Genomic DNA, 23,712 nt, shown 5'->3' on the forward strand with positions numbered 1-23,712 from the left:
AATACCTTTGACAGACAACAAAGAATTCGGGGTGTTTAGAATGAAAAAATGGAAACTGTTATTGCTCATGCTGATTACCGCGATGGGGTTAAGTGGATGTGGCGGTGCTGCTGCACCGGATGTACTAGAGCAAGTAGAGATTGTACCGAAACCTACATTTACAGTAGGGAGTGAAGTCATCTTGAAAGCAAGTCACCAACCGGGGATGCAAGGGGCGAAAGCGAAAATTGTGGGGGCTTACGACACAACCGCCTATTCAGTGACCTATACGCCTACAACCGGTGAGCCTCCTGTGAAGGGGTATAAATGGATCATTCAAGAAGAAATCAAGAACCATATCAAGCAACCATATAATCCGGGAACGGAAGTCGTCTTGAAGGCGGATCATGTGAAAGGGATGCTCGATGCATCAGGCAAGCTTGATACGGCAAATACAACGACTGTCTATATGATCGATTACACTCCCACGACAGGGGGAGGAGAAGTTAAGAACTACAAATGGGTAACGGAAGATGAGATATCACCAGTCAAATGATCGATGCCATCCTCTTATGAAAAAAGGCAGCCGTGGCTTTTTCATCGCCAAAGCTGCCTTTCTGCTTTTCCATTAATAGGAGCTGTTTGAGGTTACATGCGACGAGACTTCCACTTAGCGAGCATTTGATTGAGAGATTCCTTGTATAGCTCAATTGCTTCCAGCATCTCATGGAATCGCTGCATAACTAGCTCGCTTTCCTTCAAATTTTCAATTTGCATTCCTTTTTCTATGACATTCTTTAATGATAATATTCGCTCTAAACCCTGTATAAACTCTTCCTCAATTGCGTCTGGTGCCACGATGTAATAACTCACACGGTCGCCTGTCACACTCTTTTTTTCCGCGAGTCCACTTTTTAAAAGAATGCGCATATTGGTAGATACACTTCCTAGACTGACTTGCAATGTAGTGGCTATTTGTTCGGATGAAAGGGGTTCCTGCGAGACCATCAACAGTCCTATAATCCGGCCAGCAATTCTGGATAATCCTTGATTTTCGTGATGGAGAGCCATTTCTTCAATCAATTGCATCGTTTCCGCCGTTAATTTGTCCAACTTCAAGACTCCTTTTTCCTCGTTTTGCCCGATATCCATGCTTTTGTCTATTATACTATCAATAGTCATTGCTTTCTTCAGAAAATAACAAAAGAAAATGCGCCTGGTCTGCTGACAGGCGCTCACATCATTCCTTATTTTAGTGGCGTAGCAGTGCTATCATTGGTTTGACGAAGATGCTCCATTATCATCAAGGCAGAACCTAGCTGGACACCGCACAATTCGCGCAGTGGACGCATCGACCAATTAAAAAAGGAGAGTAGCTCTTGTAAGCCTTGATCCAGCCATTTTTCTAATTCTGCTCGAATCTCTGAAAGGGTGATGTTGTCGGGCTGGGCATCCAGTATGCGGATCAGCATGCTGCAGCAGCATAGAGAACTCCATAAAGTGCGTAATTTCAAGTCAAACATTTCAGCTACTGTTGCGAAGCGTGCTAAAGCTGCATCACTTTCAGCTGATTGTAAATGATGGGATCGAACTTCCTCCATACCAATCAGAAAATCCTCTACAGATCGCTGGAATCTGGTTGGCATCGTTATGAATGCCTGTGCGCTTTGGTACTGTTTGGATAAAAAAGCAATCTGTTCACCTTCCAGTTTGGCTATGTCCAGCGTAGCATCCTTGTAGCTATGAGTGGTTTCAGATTCATCTCCCATCCTTGGATCCGTAAACAACGATATTTCCGAAACAAGGCAAAAGGTACGGTAACGTGTCCCAGCATAATCGCGGGATGAGCCCCCCATGAGGATTGCTTTCGCAGGGTCTTCTCCAGTAGGCAGGATGCTTTGGTAGTAATCGTACATAGCAGACAGCTCAGGTAGCTGATAAAAACCGGGTTGGATAGGGGGCATGAATGGTGCCTCTGGTTCGCCGATCATCAGCGGTAATTGATGATCATGGGTCAGTTTTACGATCTCTTGGCACAATGCGTCGGGAAGAGGAGTCGATACATAATAAAACGTTCCCGTTTGATCGGAGCTGTGCAAGCTGTTGAGGAAATGCGGCTTGGCTTCATCAATCGCCCGCATAAATGCTACGGTTTCAGGAATGGGCTCGTTGAAGCTCAACGTTTTATAGGCATACGGGAATGTCCATTCAACTTGCTCGAGCATACTGGGACGATAGTAGCTGCGGATGTAACGATCTGGAGAGAATGGGCCGCGGTACCAACCCTCATTCAGTCGGCAACCATCTACATCGATTTCTTTGATGATATAGAAGGTATAATCCATTTGCTCTAATAGGGCAGAATCCTCACATAGCTTTTTGCTGAGATACTCTAACGATAGAGCTCCAATCGGTTCATTTGGATGCGGACAACCGACAAACAGCGCGCGATGCTGGCCATTTCCAATTCGCAGCATAAGGATGGGGTGTCCTTCTGTTGAGTGACCGATGGTACTGAGGGTAACAAGATGTGGATAGGCAGCTGCTAATTCACGGGAAGAGGCGTCCAATTCTTCAATAGTTAGAAAATATGAGAAATCGGGCATTTCTTGCAGCATTTTTTGAATGAAATCAGTCAAGCTACTCACTCCTTTTGAGATGGATAAGAATGGAGGAAACAAATGAGATTCCAGCACCTACTAGCAACAGGGAAAAACCGGCTTGAAAGGAATACGCTTGAATGAATGCGCCCATCGCGATTGGTGTAAAAATACTTGCCAGCTTTCCTCCGGTTAACAGAATTCCACTAGCAGTGCCCAAAGCATCTGAGGGAATGAGACGCATGGTAAGTCCAAGAATAGGTTGAGTGGTAAGGGAAAGAAAAAACAAGGAAAGAGACTCAAACAGCATAAACAGGTTGACATCGTCAGATAGGATCATAAGCGTGAGGAAAATCGTTGAGACCAGAATGGACGGAACGACCATCGTTCGAAACTTTTGATGAAAATAACGGTCAAATAACCATCCACCTGCCAAATAGCCAAGCAAGGAAATGAGAAGAGGAAGCGATGCATATAAGCCCGATTCGGTAATAGCAAGATGTTTTTCAGTTGTTAAGTAGGTAGGTACCCATGTCATGCATCCAATCATCACGATATTAATTCCGCAGAGCATACCTGTTAGTTTCCACAAATACCTGTTACGCAAAAGAGATAGGAAAGGGATAGGTTTCGATTTTGATGCTGAGCTTGAAGATTGCTCCATTACGAAAGGACGGGGAAGGAATATCAAGAGAATGGGGGCCAAGAGCAGGCCAACTGATGCTGTAATAAAAGTAGCTTCCTGCCATCCCAGTACCGCAATCAATGGTGCTACGAGAAAAGGGGCAAGTCCAGACCCAATTGGTTCCGCTGATGAAACGACGGATAATGTGGTCGTGCGGATGTTTGCAGGTGTTCGTTCGGCAATCGCTTTTAACATAGCAGGCATTAGTGGGGCATCGATAAACCCCATCAAAAAACGGACAACGAGTAAGGCTGCAAAACTTGTGACCGCTCCTGTAAGCGCAGTCAATATTGCCCACAATACCAAGCTGATTACAATAATTTGCTTCGATCCTCGTTTATCAGCAATGATCCCTCCCGGAATGGTAAAAATAGCGAAGCCTAAAAAATATACACTCATGATCGCACCTTGCTCCACTGGATTCAAATGAAATTCCTCTCCAATAAGTGGTAGTGCAATAATGATGCTGTACGTGCCAAGAACCCCTACGAGTATAGTGATAAACAAGAGCGCAGCACTAATCAAAGCAGATTTTTTCATGTGCATCACTTCCTAAAAGATGTTATGTGTATTATCTTAATTAAATTCAGTTATTTTAGTCAATACTGAAATTACTGAATTTAGTTCTGTTTGGAAAACGCAGGATAGCTTTCCTATCGAATAACGAAAACGACCTGTGGGTTGCGCGGATGGTTTTCCATCGTGCTACCTACAGGTCGTTTCATGATCACATTTCGTAACTGATCGTATCTGTTATGATCAGTACTTTCTTGTGAGAATTCGAGAATACTCTCCATCTACAGTGATTTCCCAGCCTCTTGGGATTTCATAAGCAAAGGCTGGCGAGGGGTGTTTGACCGCTTCAATGCTGGATTCAGTAGGGATACTGGTGATATTTACGATTTGTTTTTCATAGAGACTTACATTTACCACGACCCAGCCATATGGTACAGGCACCCCGGTACCGACCCATTTATTCTCCAACTCTTGAGGTTGGTACCGTTTTTTATTCTCATTTCTGATATCGATATAAGCCTGTCTCTTGCTGTTATAACCTCGACCGATTTCTACCCAACCAGAAGGGATGTTAAAGCTCAAGCTTCTTTCCACTTGCCCATAATTCGCGCCATTAATATATTTCGCTACTTCATATCCAAGCTGTGTTCCACGATGTGGCTCTTTTTCAATCGATATCCATCCATTCGGAAAGAACGTATCGTATGCCACTACTAACGTATCACCGTACTTCCAGTTTCCATCAAAGATATATTTTTGTGGACGGGCGTTAGATTCATTTCCTTTTCCTACCGCATCTGCTGCTTGAGTCGGGACGAACAGGAATGATGATGCCAATACGAGAATACCCAAGCCTCTTACTACTTTTTTCATAGTTTAACCCCTCCATATAATTGCAATAGGTAAAAATAATTTCAATAATGGGAATTCTCATTCAATTTTAAATTTCCTTCTTTTTACGGAAAAAAATTCTTGTCCGAAAATTGTCGAGGGAGAGGATTGTTCCAAGGAACACGAGTTTTCACTAGAAGCTACAGTAAAAAAACGGAAAGATTACTTGTTGAACCGCACAAATGAATATGATATGATGCTGTTAACTTAATGACTGGAGCTGAAGAGTATAATGGATAATTTTCTTGCTTAAAAAATAAAACAAACAGCGATATCTTTCGCGTGTTTTATTCTTTATGTGCAAGAAAGTTACTTATATCTCTTCACTCAAACAATATATCCTTATCTAACTCCATTTTTTTGAGTTGGATTTGCTGTATTTATTTGAGCTACAAGAGAGTAACTTTCTTGTAGCTTTTCTATTTTTTTTGCGTACAGGGGGATGATTGTATGTCATTAATCAGTGTAAATAACTTGACGTTTGCCTATGAAGGCAGTTTTGATAACATTTTTGAAAATGTGAGCTTCCAAATCGATACGGATTGGAAATTGGGCTTTACGGGAAGAAACGGGAGGGGGAAGACAACTTTTCTCAACCTGTTGCTTGGTAAGTATGAATACAGTGGAAAGATTAGTGCTCAAGTCAGCTTTGAATACTTTCCTTTCCAAGTCGAGAACAAAGAATATCTTACCCTTGATATCGTTCAAGACATTGTCCCGGACTATCAGCTATGGGAATTAATGCGCGAGTTCTCCCTCTTAAAGGTTTCAGACGATGTTCTATATCGTCCTTTTGAATCTTTGTCTAACGGGGAGCAAACGAAAGTGATGTTAGCCGCCTTATTTCTAAAGGAAAACAGTTTTTTGTTAATTGATGAGCCAACCAATCACCTCGACATGCATGCAAGGGAGCTCGTCAGTGATTATCTCCATTCCAAAAGCGGTTATATTCTGGTGTCCCACGACCGCGCATTTCTAGACAACTGTGTCGACCATATCCTGTCCATCAACAAGACGAACATTGAGGTGCAAAAAGGGAGCTTCTCCGATTGGTGGGAAAATAAACAGAGACAGGATAACTATGAGCTCGCTGAGAATGAGAAGCTCAAAAAAGACATTAAACGCTTGTCAGACGCAGCCAAACGCACAAGCAACTGGTCAGACGCTGTGGAAAAGACGAAGAATGGAACATTGAATTCCGGTTCCAAATTAGACAAAGGGTATGTTGGCCACAAGGCTGCGAAAATGATGAAACGCTCCAAATCGATGGAGCAAAGACAGCAATCCGCTATTGATGAAAAATCGAAGCTGCTGAAAAACATTGAAAACCAGGAAAGCTTAAAGATTGCACAGCTTGCTTATCATAAAAATCAACTGGTCGAACTGGAGAAGGTCTCGATTTCATACGGAGAGAAGCTTGTCTGTGCAGATGTCAGCTTTACGATTGAGCAAGGAGAGCGTATAGCGCTGTCAGGAAAGAATGGTTCAGGAAAATCAAGCATTCTCAAGCTCATTTGCGGGGAGAACATTCAACATACGGGGACATTCAGAAAGGGAAGTCAACTGAAAATCTCGTATGTTTCTCAAGACACTTCCCATCTAAAGGGCAATCTCACTGACTTTGCCCGAGACAATGGGATTGAGGAAAGCCTGTTTAAATCGATTTTGCGCAAGCTGGACTTTTCCCGTGTGCAATTTGAGAAGGATATCTCTGCTTTTAGTGGCGGGCAGAAGAAGAAAGTACTCATTGCGAAAAGTCTTTGCGAGAAAGCCCATCTTCATATTTGGGATGAGCCATTAAACTTTATTGACGTCATTTCTCGCATGCAAATTGAAGAGCTGCTCCTTGAACACTCGCCAACGATTCTTTTTGTGGAGCATGACAGGGAGTTTTGCAATAACATCGCTACAAAAATCGTTGAATTGTAGTTGGATAAAAAGTCTCTAAAAAAAAGAAGAAGGTGGGGAAAACCGTTTAGGTTTCCTCACCTTTCTAATTCGTTCGTAAAGCAGGGTACACGAAAGCCTTTAACGTAACGCCTGTAAAGGAACATCCGGAAGCCTTTGGATGACCGCCACCACCGTAATGCTGGGCGATCACAGACAGGTCCACATCTTCTCGAATCGTTCGAAAGCTGATTCTGCCTTTTCCGGGATCGAGCATCGCAACGAAATCAATCATTTCTGCATTCTTACATAAGAAATTGCCTGTCGTGGAGTGATATTGTTCGAGGAAAACCACGCCCACTTGATACGTTTTTGGCTCGTCTAAATCAATTTCTACCGGAATTAGCTTCATTTGCTTCAGCTTTTTATGCTCAAATTCATCGATACGCTTTTCTTCTGTATAGATGAGGATCGATTCTACTTCGTCAAATACGAACTGATCCGTATGAGTACCTTCACCGCGCAAGCGTCCCAGCACATTCTGGATAAACCTGTCTCGCTCGACCATATAGAATAAAATGTTCAGTTGATTGGCTTGTACTGTACCAGTTGCATCCCAGTCCCACGTATCAAAGGCACGAACCAGCTCCACATAGTCAGCGAGAACGCCTGTAGGAGTCAGATATCCCTGATTTACCAGATAATCATAATAAAGGCTCGTTGCCGAAGTTTTTTTCCCTGATTCTTCGGTAATAACCTTTGCCCATTCGTACGTGGAAGCCAACGGCAAGGCAGTTGGGTGATGATCGATCAAGACAAATACATGTCCCTGATCGACCTTTTTCTGAATGAGCGTTCCGACCTCGTTATTGACGCTTACATCGGTAATCACGACATTCATATCGGGGGTAAGCTCTTCTTCGATAAATTTTTGAACTTCTTGATTGACAGTGTAAGGAGTCACTCCGCGGTAATCGACTTCTTGATTGGAAAAAGCAATTTGACTCAGGATTGCACAAGATACGCCATCCAGGTCCTTATCACTGAAATGAATGATTTTTTGATGAGTCATGAAGTATCTCCTTAAAATGAGTCCGTCGTCCAAATGGTACTGCCTTCTCTCATCTTTCCCATTCAGGATGGCTTGCTTGCACGAAGACAACAATTGGTGATTATTTGCAAGGTTAATTTTATTGTAATAGAATGCTTTGGTCAAAAGCACTCCACATCTCGTTCAACCACACGGGCGTGTCGTATAACAGTGGAGAGAATATGTAAAAGGTGGTCCTCAACATGAAAAAGTCAGCCTTGATCCCAGCTGCACTCCTGCTAGCAGTCCTTACTGCTTGCGGCAACACGCAGCCGACAGAGCAACCAACAAATCAAAATCAATCGACAATAGGCACCCAACAGCCAGCGGGTGAAGCAACTACGCAAAAACCTGAAGAAGCGAAAAAAGAAGAGCAACAGGTGATCGCTGCTCCACAAGAAATCGTAGTGTACAAGCAAGGGGAAAAAACATCCCTGAAGCCGGAAGATGACAAGTTCAAGGAAATTCTTGCGCTCATGAACAAACGTTTTGAAACACCTGCGGACCAAATGCGTTTTGACGAGAGCACCCAAGCGGTGGAAAAGGACAAGAAAGAGGCTTTGGCAGTTGAATTCAACTACGCTGAAGTAACGACAAACACTTTGCCAGCGACTGTTCATACAGATAACAAAACAGAAGTAAAGGCGAAGACACTGTTCTTCGTATTGAGCGGAGACAACAAAAACCATATGTTTGATTCAGAAGATGGCAAAGCTTATGGAACGGCACCGCTGCATTTGACCGAATCCACTGAACTGACCGAGCTGTTGAATAAGTAAGCAAACTACCCAGACTGTCGAGCAACCGGCAGTCTTTTTGCTATCCATACTGCCTGATCAAAGAACACCCCTCTTGATCTTTGTTCAAACGATCAAGAGGGAAGGCATGACAAACTATATCCTTTTTTGATCCGGTTCCGACTGGACGACAGTTAACGTCGTATCTCCATCGGTCTCCACAAGGTGCTTAAGCATAGATAGCTTATTATTCCAAAACTGCTCATAAAAGGAAAGCCACTGCTTTACTTCTGTCAGGGGACCGGGATGCAAACGATAGATTTTCTCGCGACCAACCTTATGTCCCGTAACCAAATCTGCGTCAGCAAGTATATGAAGATGCTTGACCACAGCCGTTCGGCTTATGGGGAAATGAGAGGTAATTGCTGAGATCGGCAATTCTTTTTCAGCTAGCAAGCGAAGCACTTCTCGACGAGTAGGGTCAGCGATCGCTTGAAATACATCAACCTTTTCTGCTGAGGCAGACATTTAGCCTTCCACAACCTTTTTCAGACGCTCATGAACAATCCCAACCCAACCTTGATTCATCTTCTCACGAATCATTGCGCTCTTCGCGTTTGCTTTTTCGATGATCTCATCTGCCGCTTTCCATCCACCATGAATGAGGGTAAACTCTGTTTTATCTCCCAGGTCTTTTAAAAGAAAAGAGACAACCCAACCGTCTGTATCCCAAGCAAAAGAAAGGCGATGTGGTGCTTCTACTTCCAGCACTTTGCATGGAGAAGGGCCAAAAGGGGATTGGATATGAAACTCATGACCAACTACAGGCTGAAAATCATTTGGCATAAACCAAGCTGAGATGGCTTCCGCAGTGGATACTTTCTCCCATACCTTTTGAATAGGGGCGTCGAAAACGATGGTTTGCTTAATATCTTCTACGGCTTGTTGATTGTTCTGTCCCACGATAAAATCTCTCCGTTTCGTAGTGAAAAATATAACACCTTTTGCTTTTATGATGATATAACACCTTTTGGTTTTATGTAAATGGTATTTTCCCCCCAACTCATGAAAGATATTCGGCGAGGAGTACGCTAAAAATGTGCGAGTGTGCTCCTATCCTGCATGAAAAGGGTATAATAAATTGACAAAATGTATCATGCGTACAATTACCTCCATGCAAATAACGTCAATCGATAAAAGGAGATACAATGACTGACAAAAAACCAACAATCGAACCGGGATGGAACTTCGAGAACAGCTATACAACGCTGCCAAAATCGTTTTTTTCTAGGCTCAATCCACCGCCTGTACGATCGCCGAAGCTTGCCATTCTCAATGAACGTTTGGCAAAATCACTAGGGCTGAATGTCGAAGCTCTGCAAAGCGAAGAAGTCATAGCTATGCTCGCGGGAAATAAAACCCCGGAAGGCGCAATGCCTCTCGCTCAAGCATATGCGGGGCATCAGTTTGGCCATTTTACCATGTTAGGCGACGGTCGTGCTCTCCTGCTTGGTGAGCAGATTACGCCTACAGGCGAGCGCTTCGATATCCAATTAAAAGGTTCAGGCAGAACACCTTATTCACGTGGCGGCGATGGCAGAGCAGCCCTTGGCCCGATGCTGCGCGAATACATCATTAGCGAGGCCATGCATGGACTCGGGATTCCTACGACTCGGAGCCTTGCAGTAGTGACAACCGGCGAGTCTATCTATCGCGAATCCGAGCTGCCTGGTGCCATTTTGACGCGTATCGCAGCCAGTCATATCAGAGTAGGCACGTTCCAATTCGCATCAAGATTTTGTTCCATAGAAGATCTCCGCGCGTTAGCTGATTACACATTGCAAAGACATTTTCCAGAGATCGAGGCAGAAGAAAACCGCTATCTCCTCCTACTAAAAGGGGTCATCCAGCGTCAGGCAGCGTTGATTGCCAAGTGGCAACTTGTGGGCTTTATCCACGGGGTCATGAATACCGACAACATGGCGATCAGTGGCGAAACCATTGATTACGGCCCTTGCGCCTTCATGGACACCTATGATCCTGCAACGGTATTTAGCTCTATTGACGTTCAGGGCCGCTATGCTTACGGAAATCAGCCATACATTGCTGTGTGGAATCTTTCCCGTTTTGCGGAAAGCTTATTGCCGTTGTTGCATGAAAATGAAGCGCAGGCAGTGAAAATAGCCGAAGATGCCCTTGCCGAATTTAGCAAGCTGTATCAGAGCAATTGGCTCACAGGAATGCGGGCAAAGCTCGGTATGTTTAACGAAGAGGAGCAAGACGAAGCGTTGATCGAGGGTTTGCTCAACATGATGAAGGAGCAGCGTGCAGATTATACGAATACATTCCGTGCTCTCACGCTTAATCAACCAGAAGAGACTGGGCTGTTTGGCACGAGCGAATTCACGGAATGGCATGAGCAGTGGAAAGCACGACTAACGAGACAGCCAGAAGACACCGACGCGGTACAACAGGGAATGAAAAAGAACAACCCGGCAGTCATTCCGCGGAACCATCGGGTAGAAGAAGCATTGGAAGCAGCATGGAAAGAGGGCGACTACACGGTGATGGAACGGCTCCTGACAGTCCTTTCTGATCCCTATGCGTACACGCCTGAACAGGTAGAATACACGACTTTACCAGCGGAATCAGCACGTCCTTATCAAACGTTTTGCGGTACGTAATAGAAACGGAATCAGAGTCCAGCGATCTTTCATGGGTTGGACTCTTTTTTTACACGTCCGATTAGCGCTAAAATATGGAAAGCTAAGAATAAGGAGAAATCGTCTTATGGATAAAAAAGCAAAGCAAATTTTGATGAAGACATTTTGGAGTAGCAACGGCTGGAAGAGTCGCCCATACGATTTTTCGGGAGCAGATTTTGAATACGCAAAAAGCAAAGGTCTCATGTTTGACCCGCTAACGATCAGTCACGAGGAGTGCATAGACAGAATCATTGCTTTGCATGAAAAAGTGACAAAAGAGCAAGTCGCCACAGCCTTTTTACACAGTCTCTCGACGCGAAAGGTGTATCTGCGCAGCGCCTTGTCTAGCTGGGCTTTGACGGAGCATTTGACGGCTCATACGTTTGAAAGTAATGCAGGGAAGTATACAAATCCAGAAAACGGTACCTATTTTGCAATGTACGGGGACTGCCATAAATGCGACCGTTACTATATCGCTGGGCGAGAGCTATATACCGACGAAGATTTGAATGTCCTGAATTTTGAAAGAATCAAGTGGGGCGGCATTCGCCTGAACTATCTACCGTACCTCATGCTTGATCTGGAGCTACTAAGCAAAGAAGACAATCTTACGGTGCAGGAAGAAGATGTAGCCATCCTCCATCAGGTGCTAGCCATCATCGCCAGCAGTGAACCAACCGATGCCGCTCGTCAACTGGAGAAGCGGCTCCAGGGTGTCTTTCCATCTAGCAAGAACGAACGGGATGTCTTCATGGAAATTCTTGCATCCGCTGGGATCCTGGCTCCAAGCAAGGACAGACCAGGACGTGGCGGGAAGAATGACTTTTTTGCCGTCGTGAACTGGCGGGGGGAAGATAGCTATTCCGAGCAAGCTGTCCAGAATTTCTTTGGTCCGTGGCTGTAAAGAACGGAAAATCTAGGAACAAAGAAGGGTGTCATCCATACGCGAAGTGTGTATAATATTGGAAAAGCATGTCGAAAAATTAGTTTTCATTGAAAGGAGGTGAGATATAAGTGAAAAAGAAATTAATCGTCCTGTCAGGCATTGCGGGCAGTGGCAAAAGCAAGTGGGCGCAAGAAATTGCCAAAAAGGAACGGGCAATCATCGTGTCAACGGATGAAATACGCCAGAACTTATTCGGTGATGAGCGGAAACAAAAAAAGTCAGCGCAAGTATTTTTTGAGGTTTATTCGAAAATCGCAACGGAGCTGATGAATGGAAGGAATGTCATCTTAGACGCAACCAATATTGACAGAGAGAAGAGAATGAAGGTCCTAGCTAAATTTCCCGATGTTCTGAAGGAATGCTATTACGTCGATGTTCCCTATTCCGTTTGCCTAGAGCGCAATAAATCCCGAAAGAGAACCGTGGACGAATACATCTTGGCGAAGATGCGGAAGAACTTCCATTTTCCCATCAAAAATGAAGGCTGGGATCACATTCATCTCTTGCACGAACCAGTTCCTTATGCCATTGAAAAAGAAGAGTTCGTTCAGTTGCTTCAAAACGAACCCTCCTATGAAGAGCTGTTCGATAGGCTGAATGCCATTCCGATCTTCAAAGAGATGTATCAATTTAATCAGGAAAATCCTTATCATCAGTACCCTTTGTGCAAGCATACCTATCATGTTTTCGATTATGTAAACGCCTTTTACACGGAAGATGACAAATTTCTCATGCAAGTGGTCGCCTTGTTTCACGATACAGGAAAACCATTTTGCAAAACCTACAAGCCGATGAAAGGCCATTACTCCTACTTCGGACATGAGCATGTATCTGCACAAATTGCTTGCCATTTCTTAAAAGAATTAGGATTCGACGATGATTTTATTTTCGAAGTCGTCAACTTGATTCAAATGCACATGAAGATTAACTACGGAACGCAGCAAGATATTTCCGAGATTTATCATTTGTTGGGCGAAGAGTACCTGTGGAAGCTGTACTTCTTCAAGGAAGGAGATGCCTATGCCAAATAAGGAGGTGAATAACGATGTTGAAAAAATATCCGAGAACCTTTCATTTACCCTGGTCAAGAAGTAGAACCGATGATGATAAAATCTTGCGAACGGTTAGTCATTTCGAGGGAAAAGAAGTAGTCGTGACAGAAAAGCTGGATGGAGAAAATACCACGCTGTACCGAAACCATATCCATGCACGGTCACTGGATAGCAAAGATCACGCATCTAGACATTGGGTAAAGATGCTGCACGGGACGATTTCGTTTCATATCCCGGAAGGCTGGCGAGTTTGTGGGGAAAATGTATATGCGCTGCACTCCATCTATTACGGACATCTAACGAGCTATTTCTACGTGTTCTCGATCTGGAATGAAAACAATGAATGCTTGTCGTGGGATGAAACGGTAGAATGGGCCGAACTACTTGGTTTGGAAACAGCACCTGTCTTGTACAGAGGGATTTGGAAGGAAGAGACCATAAAAAGTTGCTACACCAAGCAATCTGTCTTCGGCGGGGAACAAGAGGGGTACGTGGTACGAGTAACGGAGAGGTTTCCGTACGAAGATTTTAAACACTCTGCCGCCAAGTTTGTGCGCAAGAATCATGTGCAAACCGACCAGCACTGGTTATCGAAGCCAGTCGTTCCGAATGGGATAGCACAAACCTATTAAAGATTTTTGAATGGAAGGGAATGAGAACGATGTAATTTGCTAAGTGGTATTGACCGTCTACTAGAGTATCCAAATTTCATTTTGGCTATTGTTAAGACAGTCATGACATGGGAGGCAAGAGGGATGAGCAAAGAAATGAACGATGAAATGAACGATGAAATGATGTCAGCGGGCTGGGATGCTATTGACCAGGAGATGAGAAAGATTTATGGAGAGCAGGAGCCTAAGCATTACGGCACACTTATCTCGTATGCGCTGGGTGGAAACGATCCATTGGATGGAATAAGCGCCTATATATCGGACGAGCCTAACCCGCATTGGCATTTTGTCACGTATGGATTCACCGAGTTGTATGAAAAAGAGTCTGAGAATGAAGAGGAAAGCGGTTTTGGCTTTGAATTGACGTTTCGATTAGCACGAAAGGACGACGAGGAAGAACCGCCTGCCTGGGCGCTGAATCTGCTTCAAAATATGGGGCGTTACGTATTCAACACGGGCAATGTGTTTCAAGCAGGTGATCACTTGGATGCAAACGGTCCGATATGCTTGGGCGCCGATACCCAACTGACTGCGCTCGCTTTTGTGACAGACCCTCAGCTTGCCGAAATGGATACGCCGAATGGGCGGGTGCAATTCTTGCAAATGGTTGGGATCACAGGTGATGAACTCGATGCGATGATGGCTTGGAATACTCGTGGCGTACTCCAATCTGGCTTGCCGTATATGCCTTTCTACATAACTGATCTCGAGCGGGATTCTCTCCTTCGCCATTCTACGGTTTCTGATGCTGTTCAAAAAGGAATGGAACAAGAAGGCTCCAGCACGGCTTATTTGTTCGTCAGCCAGCTTGGATGGGAGCCAGGAAAAAATGGCTTCTTGAAAAAAACGCCTTCGACTTTGAGGCTGGGAGCTAAGCAAGCGGAAGTCATCGGAAAAATTCTCCGCGGACGTATGCGAAAAGGGGAAAGCCTGAGCCTTGTGGGACCTGATGTCCGCGTTGTATTTGAGGCAGGAGAGAAGGCTGCGTGTATTCCAGGAGAGGACGTCATTCGATTTGTTCTCGATGATGCGACAACGCTTGCGCTTACCAAGCAGTTGCTTCCTAAGGAAAGCAGCTTTGAGATTCCTTCCCTGAAAGGAATTGCCATTCATATTGTGAAAACCAATATTACCGATAGCGAGGGCAATGTCGTCAAAGTCATCGGTTAAGATGTTTTGGCAAGGAGGAGAGTCAGCCAATGAATCAGGCAGCAGAAGCATTTCTAAACGAAGTATGGACTTCCATCCTAGAAATTTACCAAAAAGAGAACCAACGGATCAGCGAGGTCAAAGACTGGAGTCTACTGCAGGCGGGGGTCAAAGACTACCTGAGAGTGGCGTGGAGAAAAGGAAAGCTCAATTGGGCCAATGGTAAAATCCACATCGATGTCCATGAACCATTCAGCTGGAGTGACGACTCGTACAAATACGATGCGGGCTCTTATATCGAGGAGCTTACAGAGGAAATGCTCATGCAAGAGTTTTTTCCCGCACTGTGTGATCGAATGGAATCCCTGTTCCATTCCACCGACTATGATTATCACTTTTTTAATTACCGCTTCGAGCTCGTCTTCGAATTCGAGTGGAAACAATCGGTGCAATGCCATTCTCGCCATTTCATAAACGAGCGAAAACGCGAGAGTCTAAAACAAGTACTGGATCAATTTATCGAGACAAAAATTAAAGCGGAGCTTCCTGTACGTCCGAAAGAAAGAGACGATTTCTTCTTCGCTCATTGTCTCGTCAATCCCGACTTGATGGAACAAAAGCAGGAGCTTATCGAACCTCTTATCCAGCGTCTTAGCGAAAAGCTGCGCTCTAATAAAGAACGCAGTGATTCGTGGACGTACCACTCTACGTTAGCTTTAAAAGGCTGGGCTGATGAGCGTTTTTTAGTCAAATTTTTTGATCGTACCGGGCATTATGGATTGGACTGGGTTTTGAAACCCGAGCAGGAGCGTCAGGAACCAAAAGCAGAGGAGCTGGACTTTTTCCTATACGTCGCTCTCGCAATAGGCAACAAGGAACCTGACACCCGCAAGAAGTTTTTGGACCTCGCTGTTCAGCTTGGCTCCAAGCGGGCTACGGACTATGTAAAACGTGGCAGCGGTCGCTTTGAAAACGAGTATAAAAGCAGTCTGATTCAAGCAAAAGCCAATGACGTTTTACAAGCGATCGACATCCGTATCGTGACTGAGGAAGAAGCCGCCTACGGTGAAGCCATCGATTTTATCAACGGACTCTTGCGTGAAGGTTTTCCGAAAGGGTACAAGCTCAAGCTGAAGAGTAGCGAAAAGCACTACCTGCCCGTAAAAAAGCTGGCGAAGTCAGGTCTCCACCAGTTTTTTGCCAATGCGTCCCGTTATCCTGCCTTATATCCGAAAATCGCAGAATATGCTGAGCTTGCGATGGAAGAGTTCGCATGGTATGGGGATGTAGAGCCTAGTGAGAAATCCGTCATGCCTGGCACCTATGCGGTATTGGCTCTCGGGTTGTCTAGCAGCGATTATTTTCCACTCTTTCGCCGCTATATGGAGCTGGTCGACACGGAGCATCAGTCTGCGCAGGACGATTTTGCCCTAGCTTTTATGGAGGCGCATGGTGTAACCGTAGAGAATATCCCCGTACTCGTCTCTCTGGTGCTTGGCAGTAGCGACTCGGCGAAGCCTTTGAAAAATGTCACAATCAATCGTGCCGAACTGGTGGATGCACTCATAGGGGAGCTTGCAGTGATGGAGGATTACCAGCGGGAAAGCGTTATTTATCGTCTTTTCGGCGGGAACAAAAAGCTCGCACAGGCAGTAAAAAAGGAACCTTCCCCCATCAAAGACAAGCTTGCACAATTGCTAGACTTGGTCGAATAGCTTCATTGACAATATTTAGAAGACCATGCTATATTGAAGGCAACTAATTGGAACGGAGGGTGAATCATTTGCGCCATTGTTTATTTATTGGAAAAGCCAATTCCATAATAAATAAACAAGAAGCCAAATTCACCTGCAAATGTATAGTTTGAATTCCTGTATGATCTATTTTTCATATAGCGATTTCTAGTACGAGAGCAAGATGCTTCTGTTTATTGGACAGGAGCATCTTTTTTGTTGTCAAAAAAAGGGGGTGATACAGATGAACAAAGAGTAAATGACGAGAAACGTAAAAACGAAATGGGGAATCCACATGGTTGAACTGCACAATATCACGATTACCACCAAAAAAGACGACAGGACTCTCATTCAAAACTTGCATCTGACCCTGCAAACCGGTGAAAAGATTGCCATCATTTGGGGAAGAGGGAAATGGAAAAAGCAGCTTATTAAAATTGATATACGCGGACCAAATGATCGCCGAGTATTGCATATATGAAGGTAACGTGTTGAGAAACGAATGTTCCATGGGATTTCTCTCCCAGGAGCTATCAGACGAAGAAAAACAAAGGTCCATCGCTGACTTTTTTACGGAAAATCAATGGACCAAAGAATTGGTGAGAGCGATGGATGACCTCGGCATTCATGCATTGGATTCAGATAAAAGGATGGGGGTTCTGTCAGGGGGTGAGCGTTTCAAATACCGCTTTTTAAGTCTGTTAGCACAGAAGCCTGATGTACTATTGCTGGACGAACCCACGAATGATTTGGATATTCAAACGATAGAGTGGCTGGAAGGATTTATTCAACAGACGACTATTCCTGTTCTATATGTATCGCATGATGAAACATTTATTGCGAATACAGCAAACGGTATCCTTCATATGGAACTGACGAGGCGCAAACAAGTACCCAAATATACGTTTTCAAGAGAACCCTATGAGAATTACATCGCGAATCGCACGAGCCACTTGAACAAACAAGAACAGATCGCCAGAAAGCAAGCTTCTGATCATCGAAAGCAAATGGAGAAATGGCATGACGTTTGGAATAAGGCAGAGCATCAGGTACAGGTGCCAGGTAGTAAACAAATCCTCGACTTTTCATTGGAAGGATTGCAAATAGCGAACAAACAGCTATCAAAACAGATTCATTTATCGATCAAGGGGCCAGAAAAAGTTGCGATTATTGGAGAAAATGGGGTCGGAAAAACCACGTTGTTGAAAAAAATCATGGATGAGCTCGTCCAGCAGTCGTCGTTCAAGATCGGTTATATGCCCCAAAACTATGAAGAACGGCTGGATTCAACAAAAACACCGATTGAATACTTGGAAACAACGGGAATGAAAGAGGCAATTACAAAAGCGTATACACACTTAGGAAGTATGAAATTTACAAAAGAGGAGATGCATCAACCCATTCAAAACTTGTCTGGGGGACAGAAAGCGAAATTGCTCTTGTTAAAAATGATTTTGGATCAGTGCGAAATCTTGATACTGGATGAACCGACCCGAAACTTCAGCCCTTTGACGACTCCTGTTCTCTGCCGCGCGTTAACGGCTTTTGACGGGGTGATTATCAGTATTTCTCATGATCGGCGGTATTTACATGAAGTCGTCACAACTGTTTATGAACTGACTTCCGACGGTCTCACGAAAATAAAATAAGGGATCGTAGCGGAATCCTTGCTACATGGTTGACATTGCTATTTGAATTCAATATACTGACTTTAATTTCATATGAAACATACGTTGAAAGAGCCCAGTAGCAGCTTGTTCCCTGTCCTAGAAAGCCGGGGGTTGATGGAACCCGGTACACAATAAGCGAGCGAAATACACTCTGGAGTATCTCGGGTAATGCCGAGCGGAATCGCGAACGATAACTCGCTACGAGTGGCATGAATGGCCTGCGCAAGCGCTTGGGTCCATTGGTGCAAGATGGGTGGTAACACGGTTATTCAATCGTCCCTATGTCTACAATAGACAAGGGGCGATTTTTTGTTTTTTACCATAGGAGATTGAAGGAGTGTATAGCAGTGAATATTATCGACGAACTCGAATGGCGCGAAGCCGTCAATCAGCAAACAGATGCAGAAGGGCTGCGAGAATTAACGAATGAAAAAGCAGTCTCGTTATATTGTGGTGTCGATCCAACAGGTGACAGCATGCATATCGGTCACTTGATTCCTTTCATGGTACTGAAACGCTTCCAGCTTGCTGGTCATCGCCCGGTCATTTTGATCGGTGGTGCAACAGGTACGATTGGCGATCCGAGCGGCCGTCAATCCGAGCGTTCTTTGCAAACACTGGAACAAATTCAGGAGAACGTCGACAAACTCACCGCACAGATGAAAAAGCTGTTCATTACAGAAGGCGACAACCAAATCCGTTTGGTAAACAACTACGACTGGACGCACAAAATTAATGTTATTGAATTTTTGCGGGATTACGGGAAAAACTTTAGCATCAATACGATGCTTGCCAAGGATGTTGTGTCGAGCAGACTGGAAAGCGGCATTTCGTTTACGGAGTTTTCCTATCAAATTCTGCAATCGCTGGATTACCTGCATCTGTACAAACATGAAGATGTTCAGCTTCAAATCGGCGGTTCCGACCAATGGGGCAACATCACAAGCGGTCTCGATCTGATCCGCAAAAAAGAAGGATCAGAAGCCAAAGCATTCGGTCTCACGATTCCTCTGATGCTGAAAGCAGATGGTACGAAATTCGGGAAGACAGCAGGAGGAGCCATCTGGCTCGATCCAAACAAAACAACACCATTTGAATTCTACCAATTCTGGGCGAATACCGATGACCGCGATGTTGTGAAATACTTGAAATACTTTACGTTCCTCTCCAAAGAGCAAATTGAAGAGCTGGCGGAAAAAGTACAGTCTGAGCCACATAAACGCGAGGCGCAAAAAGCGCTGGCTGAGGAAATGACGAGATTTGTCCACGGCGAGGAATTGCTGGAGCAGGCGAAGCGCATTACAGCAGCTTTGTTTACTGGAGATATTAAATCGCTGTCGGCAGATGAAATCGAGCAAGGCTTCAAAGAAATGCCGACATTCGAATCTACCCTCGAAACGAAGAACATTGTCGACTGGCTCGTTGAGATCGGCATTGAGCCATCCAAACGTCAAGCACGTGAGGATATTACAAAAGGTGCTATCTCCATGAATGGCGAGCGCGTAACCGATTTGGAACTGGAAGTAACACCAAGTCTTGCTATCGGCGGCCGCTTCATTATTATCCGCAAAGGCAAGAAAAACTACAGCTTGGTAAAATTGTCTCAATAGATAAAGGAATAAGAAGCTTCCCTGGAAAAATGAAGGGAAGCTTCTTTTTGTATTTGTTTTCCTTTTATTTCGGGAATGCAATGCTATCCAATTTGTTTGCAGCAATGATAGCAACTGTATTCGGCTCCAGATCGAACCAAAAGATAAGATCGCCATCCGCTTTCTTTTGTGACGGCTTCATCCCGTTCACATAGACTTCCGAAGCTTTTGTCGCCATGGAAAGACCAGAAATCTTGTGCTCGCCACGATTGTGCAGAACGATAGAGCCGTTTGGTGCATAGTCCATTCTGACTTGAGAGAGGGCGAGCCAATAATCCATGATCTCACGTACGGTTGTCAAATGCAATTGGCCTTGATCGCGCAGCGTTTCCATTCGCTTCAGCAAGCGGTCAAAATCGGGATGGATGATCCAGTTTCCTTGGGCATCTCGAATGATAAATTTCCCGCCTTGCTCTTTGGATGGGAATCTCGCCAAGTAGGTATGGTTGATAAAAACCCCACGATTTTGAATGAGCTGCTGGAGATTTTGCTCCCGATACAGGTTTAGTGAATACTCTGGAATGGTGGCTGCCGACCATGAATAAAACGGGCCAGTCACTGTCGGATGCGACCAATAGAGAGGAGTGCGCAGGGAGTCGCCTTTTTGGGATTGGTACAGATCAAGACCATTATTGGGATTGGCGATATCTTCTGAGCTGTAGTGCCAAAAATAGGATGTGCCGTATTTTTTCCACTGATGCGCCAAGTAATTCGCAGTTTGGATGTCAAGTGCGTTAAAGGCAAAGCTAGACTTCAAATACCCATGGTCAATCCATGTGCGGCTTTGGAAGTGATCTTTCATTATTTGCAACGCATCTTCCGTAGTCTTTTGATAGTGTCTGATTTCGTAAGGATAGAGGGTATGTAGACCAATATCATCGCCGTTCCGATTCAGATCATCCAGAAACTGCAAAAATTCAGGACTTTGCGCAATGGCGACATTGAAAGGCGATTTCGCTTGAAAATAAGGATTCGAGTAAAACACGCTTTTCGTAACCGGAATTCGGTGTTTGACAAAACCGCCTGTCGCTTGAGCCGACGATGAAATCTTCTCGGAACCGAAATAAACAGCCCGATTTGTTTGCAGCGTCTGCTCATCAGCATGCTCTGTCCATACATGTGTCGCCAAAAAACCTGAAGGCTGACTCATAAATCGCGGCATGAGCTTCGGTTGATACCCAACTACTAGCGAGAAGGAATTCGTTCGTACATCGTTTGCGCGATATTCGGAAGCGTGGCGGACTTTTCCGACCTGATTCGTGGAGGTTTGCTGTACGTATCTGTGATCGTTCATGTGATCCAGATTCACGATAAGCTGTTTTTGCGTTGTATTCAATTCAAGTGAAGACACGTTGGGGGCATGGTACAAAAAAGCTGCTTGCTTCCCTTGACCAAATTTCGCACCTTGGTGATCCAGCCAGTAAGAAGCTTGGAATTTTTGTGTGTCGACTTTCCGATTCTTGCGATATACCTCTGTTACATTTGGCTTGAATTGCAGGGCGAACGTTTCACGAAAAACCTTTGCTTCTCGCTTGTAGGTCGTTTTTACGGTAACATCGATGGCTGGGCTATTTTTTTGCAATGCATATTGGGTTGAAACCACTGCAATCGGGGTATGACCAGTGACGATGACTGTGTTACCAGTGGCAGACTCCCGGTGTTCCACCTTTACATCATCCCATTTACGAACCCAGTGGCTACCCCGTTTGATAAAAATGTTCCGGTCGATCACTTTCGTTGTTGGTGGAGAGAAATACAATTCATTTCCACGGACGGAAGTCACTTTCGCCTGATGAACAAGCGGAGCATTCATTCTGCCCCCAAATGATTCGGATCGAATTTCGATGGCTGCGCCCGGTTGAAATGGTGGACTTTGATCCAACGTTATTTGTTTGGATCCTTTCGGAAGAGAAGGAGTCATCGCATTATAAATGGTACCATATTCGGCTTGGTATTGAATGGAAGAGAGGATTTCGTTTTTTGCCAAATCGGTAATGCGGACATTGCCTTTCTCATCCCAGCTAAATACGTAATACGGATTTTGAATGGTGGATTCCTTCGCGAGCGTAGGTATTGGAAAAGAAAGTACGAAGAAAAGCAATAATAGAAAGTGAATGGCGAAAACCCTTTTTTCCAGCATGATTTTCTCCTTTTGTATGATGATATAGGTTAGACGAATGTGCGCTGAAAAAGCCACACGGAAACCGCTCTTGATTTTGATCTTCTCAAACAGCAAGGAAAGAGATATATCGGTCACACAATGGGCGTTGATCCGTTATCTCAAAGATAACGGTCCTGCTACCTTTAGCGATGTCGCCGATTATTGGCAAAACGATTATGCAAGCGACTGATCCATTCTTGGAAGAAGTAATGGAAAGCATCTCACAAGAAGAAAGAGACGCAGTAGCCACAGTACTGGAAAAACTAATCATGAACCTAAAGAGAAGAGGGTAAGCAGTGAATCAGGGTAGGCTTTGGACAAAAGAGTTCGTCATTGTTTCTTTCATTAATTTCCTTTTGACACTGATGTATTTCTTACTAATGGTTACGATTGCTTCGTACGCCAAAACAGAATTTCACGCTTCAACCAGTTTAGCCGGATTGGTTTCCAGTATCTTTATCATTGGTGCTTTAATTGGCCGATTACTTACGGGAAGAGCCATTAGTTATCTTGGTACGAAAAAAACGCTATGGATTGGGTTGGGATTTTTTGCTGTCACCTCGTTGTTTTACTTATTTGCTGTCCATATCAGCTTTTTACTGGTAAATCGTTTGCTGCAAGGGATTGCTGTTGGTATTGCCAGTACTGCAACAGGTACCATTATTGCTCAAATCTTGCCAGCGTCTCGCAAGGGTGAGGGGATAGGCTACTACAGTTTAAGTGCGATTTTAGCCACTGCCATTGGTCCTTTTCTCGGCATGATCTTATTGCGGCTTGAAAATGGTTTCACCTGGATTTTTACGATGAATGTCGTGTTTTCCCTGATTTGTTTGATGTTTTACGCCATGGCAAAAATCAATGTTCCGCTTCCTTTCGCGAATGTAAAAGAGGAAGAAACAGGTTCATTGCTTTCGAAATTCATCGAGCCGAAAGCCTTACCGATTTCATTTATTGCCTTATTAATTGGCTTCAGCTATTCGGGTGTCTTGTCATTTCTATCGTTTTATGCGGAAGAAATTAATCTCTCCTCAACTGCGAGTTATTTCTTTTTGGTGTATGCGATTGTCATTATCCTCTCGCGACCATTTTCAGGAAAGCTCATGGACGCAAGAGGGGCGAACATCGTGACATACCCCAGCCTGGTGATCTTTGCTGTCGGGATGCTTCTATTCAGTCAAGCCTCGACTTCCTGGATGCTGCTGCTATCTGCTGCGTTGATTGGAGTAGGCTTCGGAAACTTTAACTCCATTGCCCAAACCGTAGCTGTGAAGGTGACAGTTCCGCATCGCTTTGGACTAGCAACCTCTACTTACTACATGATGTATGATCTAGGATTAGGAATCGGGCCCTATTTACTCGGATTTATCGTACCGCATACAGGATATCGTACGATTTTCGGCGGGATGGTTGCCTTTATTCTTTTCAGTATCCCGCTTTATTACTGGTTACACGGGAAACGAGATAGGGAATTGATGCGTGTTACCTAACTCAAAAGGCTCACACTTTCGAATGAAACCAGAAAGTATGAGCTTTTTTTGGAGGAAATGAAGATTGACTTAGGTAAAAAGTTGCTCATTTTACAGAAAATTAC

The 23,712-nt window shown here is 44.4% G+C and carries 22 protein-coding genes and 1 other annotated feature; of the genes, 14 read left to right on the forward strand and 8 right to left on the reverse strand.

What is annotated here, in order from left to right:
- The first annotated feature begins 40 nt into the window (after positions 1-40).
- Positions 41-535 (forward strand): YdhK family protein, encoded by a 495-nt coding sequence (locus ACUUHJ_RS15000; protein WP_289677908.1) that lies wholly within the window; start codon positions 41-43, stop codon positions 533-535.
- 92 nt (positions 536-627) lie between these two features.
- On the opposite strand, the gene ACUUHJ_RS15005 is transcribed toward ACUUHJ_RS15000, so the two are convergent.
- From ACUUHJ_RS15005 to ACUUHJ_RS15020, 4 genes are all read right to left on the reverse strand, one after another.
- Entirely contained in the window at positions 628-1,092 is a 465-nt protein-coding gene (locus ACUUHJ_RS15005) for a GbsR/MarR family transcriptional regulator (RefSeq protein WP_289677909.1), read from the reverse strand.
- A 134-nt stretch (positions 1,093-1,226) separates the two neighbouring features.
- Positions 1,227-2,618: a M14 family zinc carboxypeptidase gene (locus tag ACUUHJ_RS15010; RefSeq protein WP_289677910.1), complete on the reverse strand. Its 1,392-nt coding sequence runs from the start codon at positions 2,616-2,618 to the stop codon at positions 1,227-1,229.
- Position 2,619: 1 nt separating this feature from the next.
- Complete coding sequence (locus tag ACUUHJ_RS15015; RefSeq protein ID WP_472299213.1) at positions 2,620-3,804, reverse strand: MFS transporter; 1,185 nt, start codon at positions 3,802-3,804, stop codon at positions 2,620-2,622.
- A 219-nt stretch (positions 3,805-4,023) separates the two neighbouring features.
- A complete protein-coding gene (locus ACUUHJ_RS15020) occupies positions 4,024-4,653 on the reverse strand; it encodes a hypothetical protein (RefSeq protein WP_289677912.1) in 630 nt (209 codons plus the stop codon).
- 468 nt (positions 4,654-5,121) lie between these two features.
- Here ACUUHJ_RS15020 and ACUUHJ_RS15025 point away from each other — a divergent pair, with 468 nt between their 5' ends.
- Complete coding sequence (locus tag ACUUHJ_RS15025; RefSeq protein WP_289677913.1) at positions 5,122-6,600, forward strand: Lsa family ABC-F type ribosomal protection protein; 1,479 nt, start codon at positions 5,122-5,124, stop codon at positions 6,598-6,600.
- Between the two features lie 64 nt (positions 6,601-6,664).
- Here the strand turns inward: ACUUHJ_RS15025 and ACUUHJ_RS15030 are convergent, their stop codons facing one another.
- Positions 6,665-7,630, reverse strand: coding sequence for a DHH family phosphoesterase (locus ACUUHJ_RS15030; protein WP_472299214.1), 966 nt, complete (start codon positions 7,628-7,630; stop codon positions 6,665-6,667).
- A gap of 221 nt (positions 7,631-7,851) precedes the next feature.
- Here ACUUHJ_RS15030 and ACUUHJ_RS15035 point away from each other — a divergent pair, with 221 nt between their 5' ends.
- Complete coding sequence (locus ACUUHJ_RS15035) at positions 7,852-8,427, forward strand: hypothetical protein (RefSeq protein WP_472299215.1); 576 nt, start codon at positions 7,852-7,854, stop codon at positions 8,425-8,427.
- A gap of 114 nt (positions 8,428-8,541) precedes the next feature.
- On the opposite strand, the gene ACUUHJ_RS15040 is transcribed toward ACUUHJ_RS15035, so the two are convergent.
- Entirely contained in the window at positions 8,542-8,913 is a 372-nt protein-coding gene (locus tag ACUUHJ_RS15040) for an ArsR/SmtB family transcription factor (protein WP_251250857.1), read from the reverse strand.
- The gene (locus ACUUHJ_RS15045) at positions 8,914-9,348 is read right to left on the reverse strand and encodes an SRPBCC family protein (RefSeq protein WP_289677917.1); all 435 of its coding nucleotides are present in this window, start codon (positions 9,346-9,348) and stop codon (positions 8,914-8,916) included.
- Between the two features lie 245 nt (positions 9,349-9,593).
- Between ACUUHJ_RS15045 and ACUUHJ_RS15050 the strand changes: the two genes are divergently transcribed.
- The 9 genes from ACUUHJ_RS15050 (at position 9,594) to tyrS (ending at position 19,921) form a co-directional block, all read left to right on the forward strand.
- Positions 9,594-11,069 (forward strand): protein adenylyltransferase SelO, encoded by a 1,476-nt coding sequence (locus ACUUHJ_RS15050; RefSeq protein ID WP_472299216.1) that lies wholly within the window; start codon positions 9,594-9,596, stop codon positions 11,067-11,069.
- 106 nt (positions 11,070-11,175) lie between these two features.
- Positions 11,176-11,994 (forward strand): hypothetical protein, encoded by an 819-nt coding sequence (locus tag ACUUHJ_RS15055; protein ID WP_289677919.1) that lies wholly within the window; start codon positions 11,176-11,178, stop codon positions 11,992-11,994.
- Between the two features lie 110 nt (positions 11,995-12,104).
- Positions 12,105-13,067: an AAA family ATPase gene (locus ACUUHJ_RS15060; protein WP_289677920.1), complete on the forward strand. Its 963-nt coding sequence runs from the start codon at positions 12,105-12,107 to the stop codon at positions 13,065-13,067.
- A gap of 14 nt (positions 13,068-13,081) precedes the next feature.
- A complete protein-coding gene (locus tag ACUUHJ_RS15065) occupies positions 13,082-13,720 on the forward strand; it encodes an RNA ligase family protein (protein WP_289677921.1) in 639 nt (212 codons plus the stop codon).
- A 147-nt stretch (positions 13,721-13,867) separates the two neighbouring features.
- Complete coding sequence (locus ACUUHJ_RS15070) at positions 13,868-14,929, forward strand: suppressor of fused domain protein (protein WP_472301195.1); 1,062 nt, start codon at positions 13,868-13,870, stop codon at positions 14,927-14,929.
- Between the two features lie 29 nt (positions 14,930-14,958).
- Positions 14,959-16,623 (forward strand): DUF6138 family protein, encoded by a 1,665-nt coding sequence (locus tag ACUUHJ_RS15075; protein WP_472299217.1) that lies wholly within the window; start codon positions 14,959-14,961, stop codon positions 16,621-16,623.
- Positions 16,624-16,936: 313 nt separating this feature from the next.
- Positions 16,937-17,122 carry a hypothetical protein gene (locus tag ACUUHJ_RS15080; RefSeq protein ID WP_289677923.1) on the forward strand — a complete coding sequence of 62 codons (186 nt, stop codon included), beginning with the start codon at positions 16,937-16,939 and terminating at the stop codon, positions 17,120-17,122.
- Entirely contained in the window at positions 17,097-18,290 is a 1,194-nt protein-coding gene (locus ACUUHJ_RS15085) for an ATP-binding cassette domain-containing protein (RefSeq protein ID WP_472301197.1), read from the forward strand. Before ACUUHJ_RS15080 ends, ACUUHJ_RS15085 begins: the two co-directional genes overlap by 26 nt.
- 75 nt (positions 18,291-18,365) lie before the next feature.
- Positions 18,366-18,595, forward strand: a binding site (T-box leader).
- A gap of 63 nt (positions 18,596-18,658) precedes the next feature.
- Positions 18,659-19,921, forward strand: a complete 1,263-nt coding sequence (tyrS, locus tag ACUUHJ_RS15090) for a tyrosine--tRNA ligase (RefSeq protein ID WP_041749844.1) — start codon at positions 18,659-18,661, stop codon at positions 19,919-19,921.
- A 64-nt stretch (positions 19,922-19,985) separates the two neighbouring features.
- Here tyrS and ACUUHJ_RS15095 read toward each other — a convergent pair whose 3' ends face one another.
- A complete protein-coding gene (locus ACUUHJ_RS15095) occupies positions 19,986-22,100 on the reverse strand; it encodes a hypothetical protein (protein WP_472299218.1) in 2,115 nt (704 codons plus the stop codon).
- 37 nt (positions 22,101-22,137) lie between these two features.
- Here ACUUHJ_RS15095 and ACUUHJ_RS15100 point away from each other — a divergent pair, with 37 nt between their 5' ends.
- Positions 22,138-22,311, forward strand: coding sequence for a hypothetical protein (locus tag ACUUHJ_RS15100; RefSeq protein ID WP_472299219.1), 174 nt, complete (start codon positions 22,138-22,140; stop codon positions 22,309-22,311).
- Positions 22,312-22,417: 106 nt separating this feature from the next.
- Complete coding sequence (locus ACUUHJ_RS15105) at positions 22,418-23,608, forward strand: MFS transporter (RefSeq protein WP_472299220.1); 1,191 nt, start codon at positions 22,418-22,420, stop codon at positions 23,606-23,608.
- The last annotated feature ends 104 nt before the right edge of the window (positions 23,609-23,712 follow it).

It is taken from the genome of Brevibacillus schisleri (assembly GCF_055685845.1).

Excerpts from the sequence above, each read along its gene's own strand:
- ACUUHJ_RS15040 (WP_251250857.1), bottom strand. The coding sequence starts at position 8,913 with ATGTCTGCCTCAGCAGAAAAGGTTGATGTATTTCAAGCGATCGCTGAC.
- ACUUHJ_RS15030 (WP_472299214.1), bottom strand. The coding sequence starts at position 7,630 with ATGACTCATCAAAAAATCATTCATTTCAGTGATAAGGACCTGGATGGC.
- ACUUHJ_RS15100 (WP_472299219.1), top strand. The coding sequence starts at position 22,138 with ATGTGCGCTGAAAAAGCCACACGGAAACCGCTCTTGATTTTGATCTTC.
- ACUUHJ_RS15075 (WP_472299217.1), top strand. The coding sequence starts at position 14,959 with ATGAATCAGGCAGCAGAAGCATTTCTAAACGAAGTATGGACTTCCATC.
- ACUUHJ_RS15055 (WP_289677919.1), top strand. The coding sequence starts at position 11,176 with ATGGATAAAAAAGCAAAGCAAATTTTGATGAAGACATTTTGGAGTAGC.
- ACUUHJ_RS15025 (WP_289677913.1), top strand. The coding sequence starts at position 5,122 with ATGTCATTAATCAGTGTAAATAACTTGACGTTTGCCTATGAAGGCAGT.
- ACUUHJ_RS15085 (WP_472301197.1), top strand. The coding sequence starts at position 17,097 with ATGATCGCCGAGTATTGCATATATGAAGGTAACGTGTTGAGAAACGAA.
- ACUUHJ_RS15000 (WP_289677908.1), top strand. The coding sequence starts at position 41 with ATGAAAAAATGGAAACTGTTATTGCTCATGCTGATTACCGCGATGGGG.
- ACUUHJ_RS15095 (WP_472299218.1), bottom strand. The coding sequence starts at position 22,100 with ATGCTGGAAAAAAGGGTTTTCGCCATTCACTTTCTATTATTGCTTTTC.
- ACUUHJ_RS15050 (WP_472299216.1), top strand. The coding sequence starts at position 9,594 with ATGACTGACAAAAAACCAACAATCGAACCGGGATGGAACTTCGAGAAC.
- ACUUHJ_RS15080 (WP_289677923.1), top strand. The coding sequence starts at position 16,937 with ATGGTTGAACTGCACAATATCACGATTACCACCAAAAAAGACGACAGG.
- ACUUHJ_RS15035 (WP_472299215.1), top strand. The coding sequence starts at position 7,852 with ATGAAAAAGTCAGCCTTGATCCCAGCTGCACTCCTGCTAGCAGTCCTT.
- ACUUHJ_RS15070 (WP_472301195.1), top strand. The coding sequence starts at position 13,868 with ATGAACGATGAAATGATGTCAGCGGGCTGGGATGCTATTGACCAGGAG.
- ACUUHJ_RS15065 (WP_289677921.1), top strand. The coding sequence starts at position 13,082 with ATGTTGAAAAAATATCCGAGAACCTTTCATTTACCCTGGTCAAGAAGT.
- ACUUHJ_RS15015 (WP_472299213.1), bottom strand. The coding sequence starts at position 3,804 with ATGAAAAAATCTGCTTTGATTAGTGCTGCGCTCTTGTTTATCACTATA.
- ACUUHJ_RS15020 (WP_289677912.1), bottom strand. The coding sequence starts at position 4,653 with ATGAAAAAAGTAGTAAGAGGCTTGGGTATTCTCGTATTGGCATCATCA.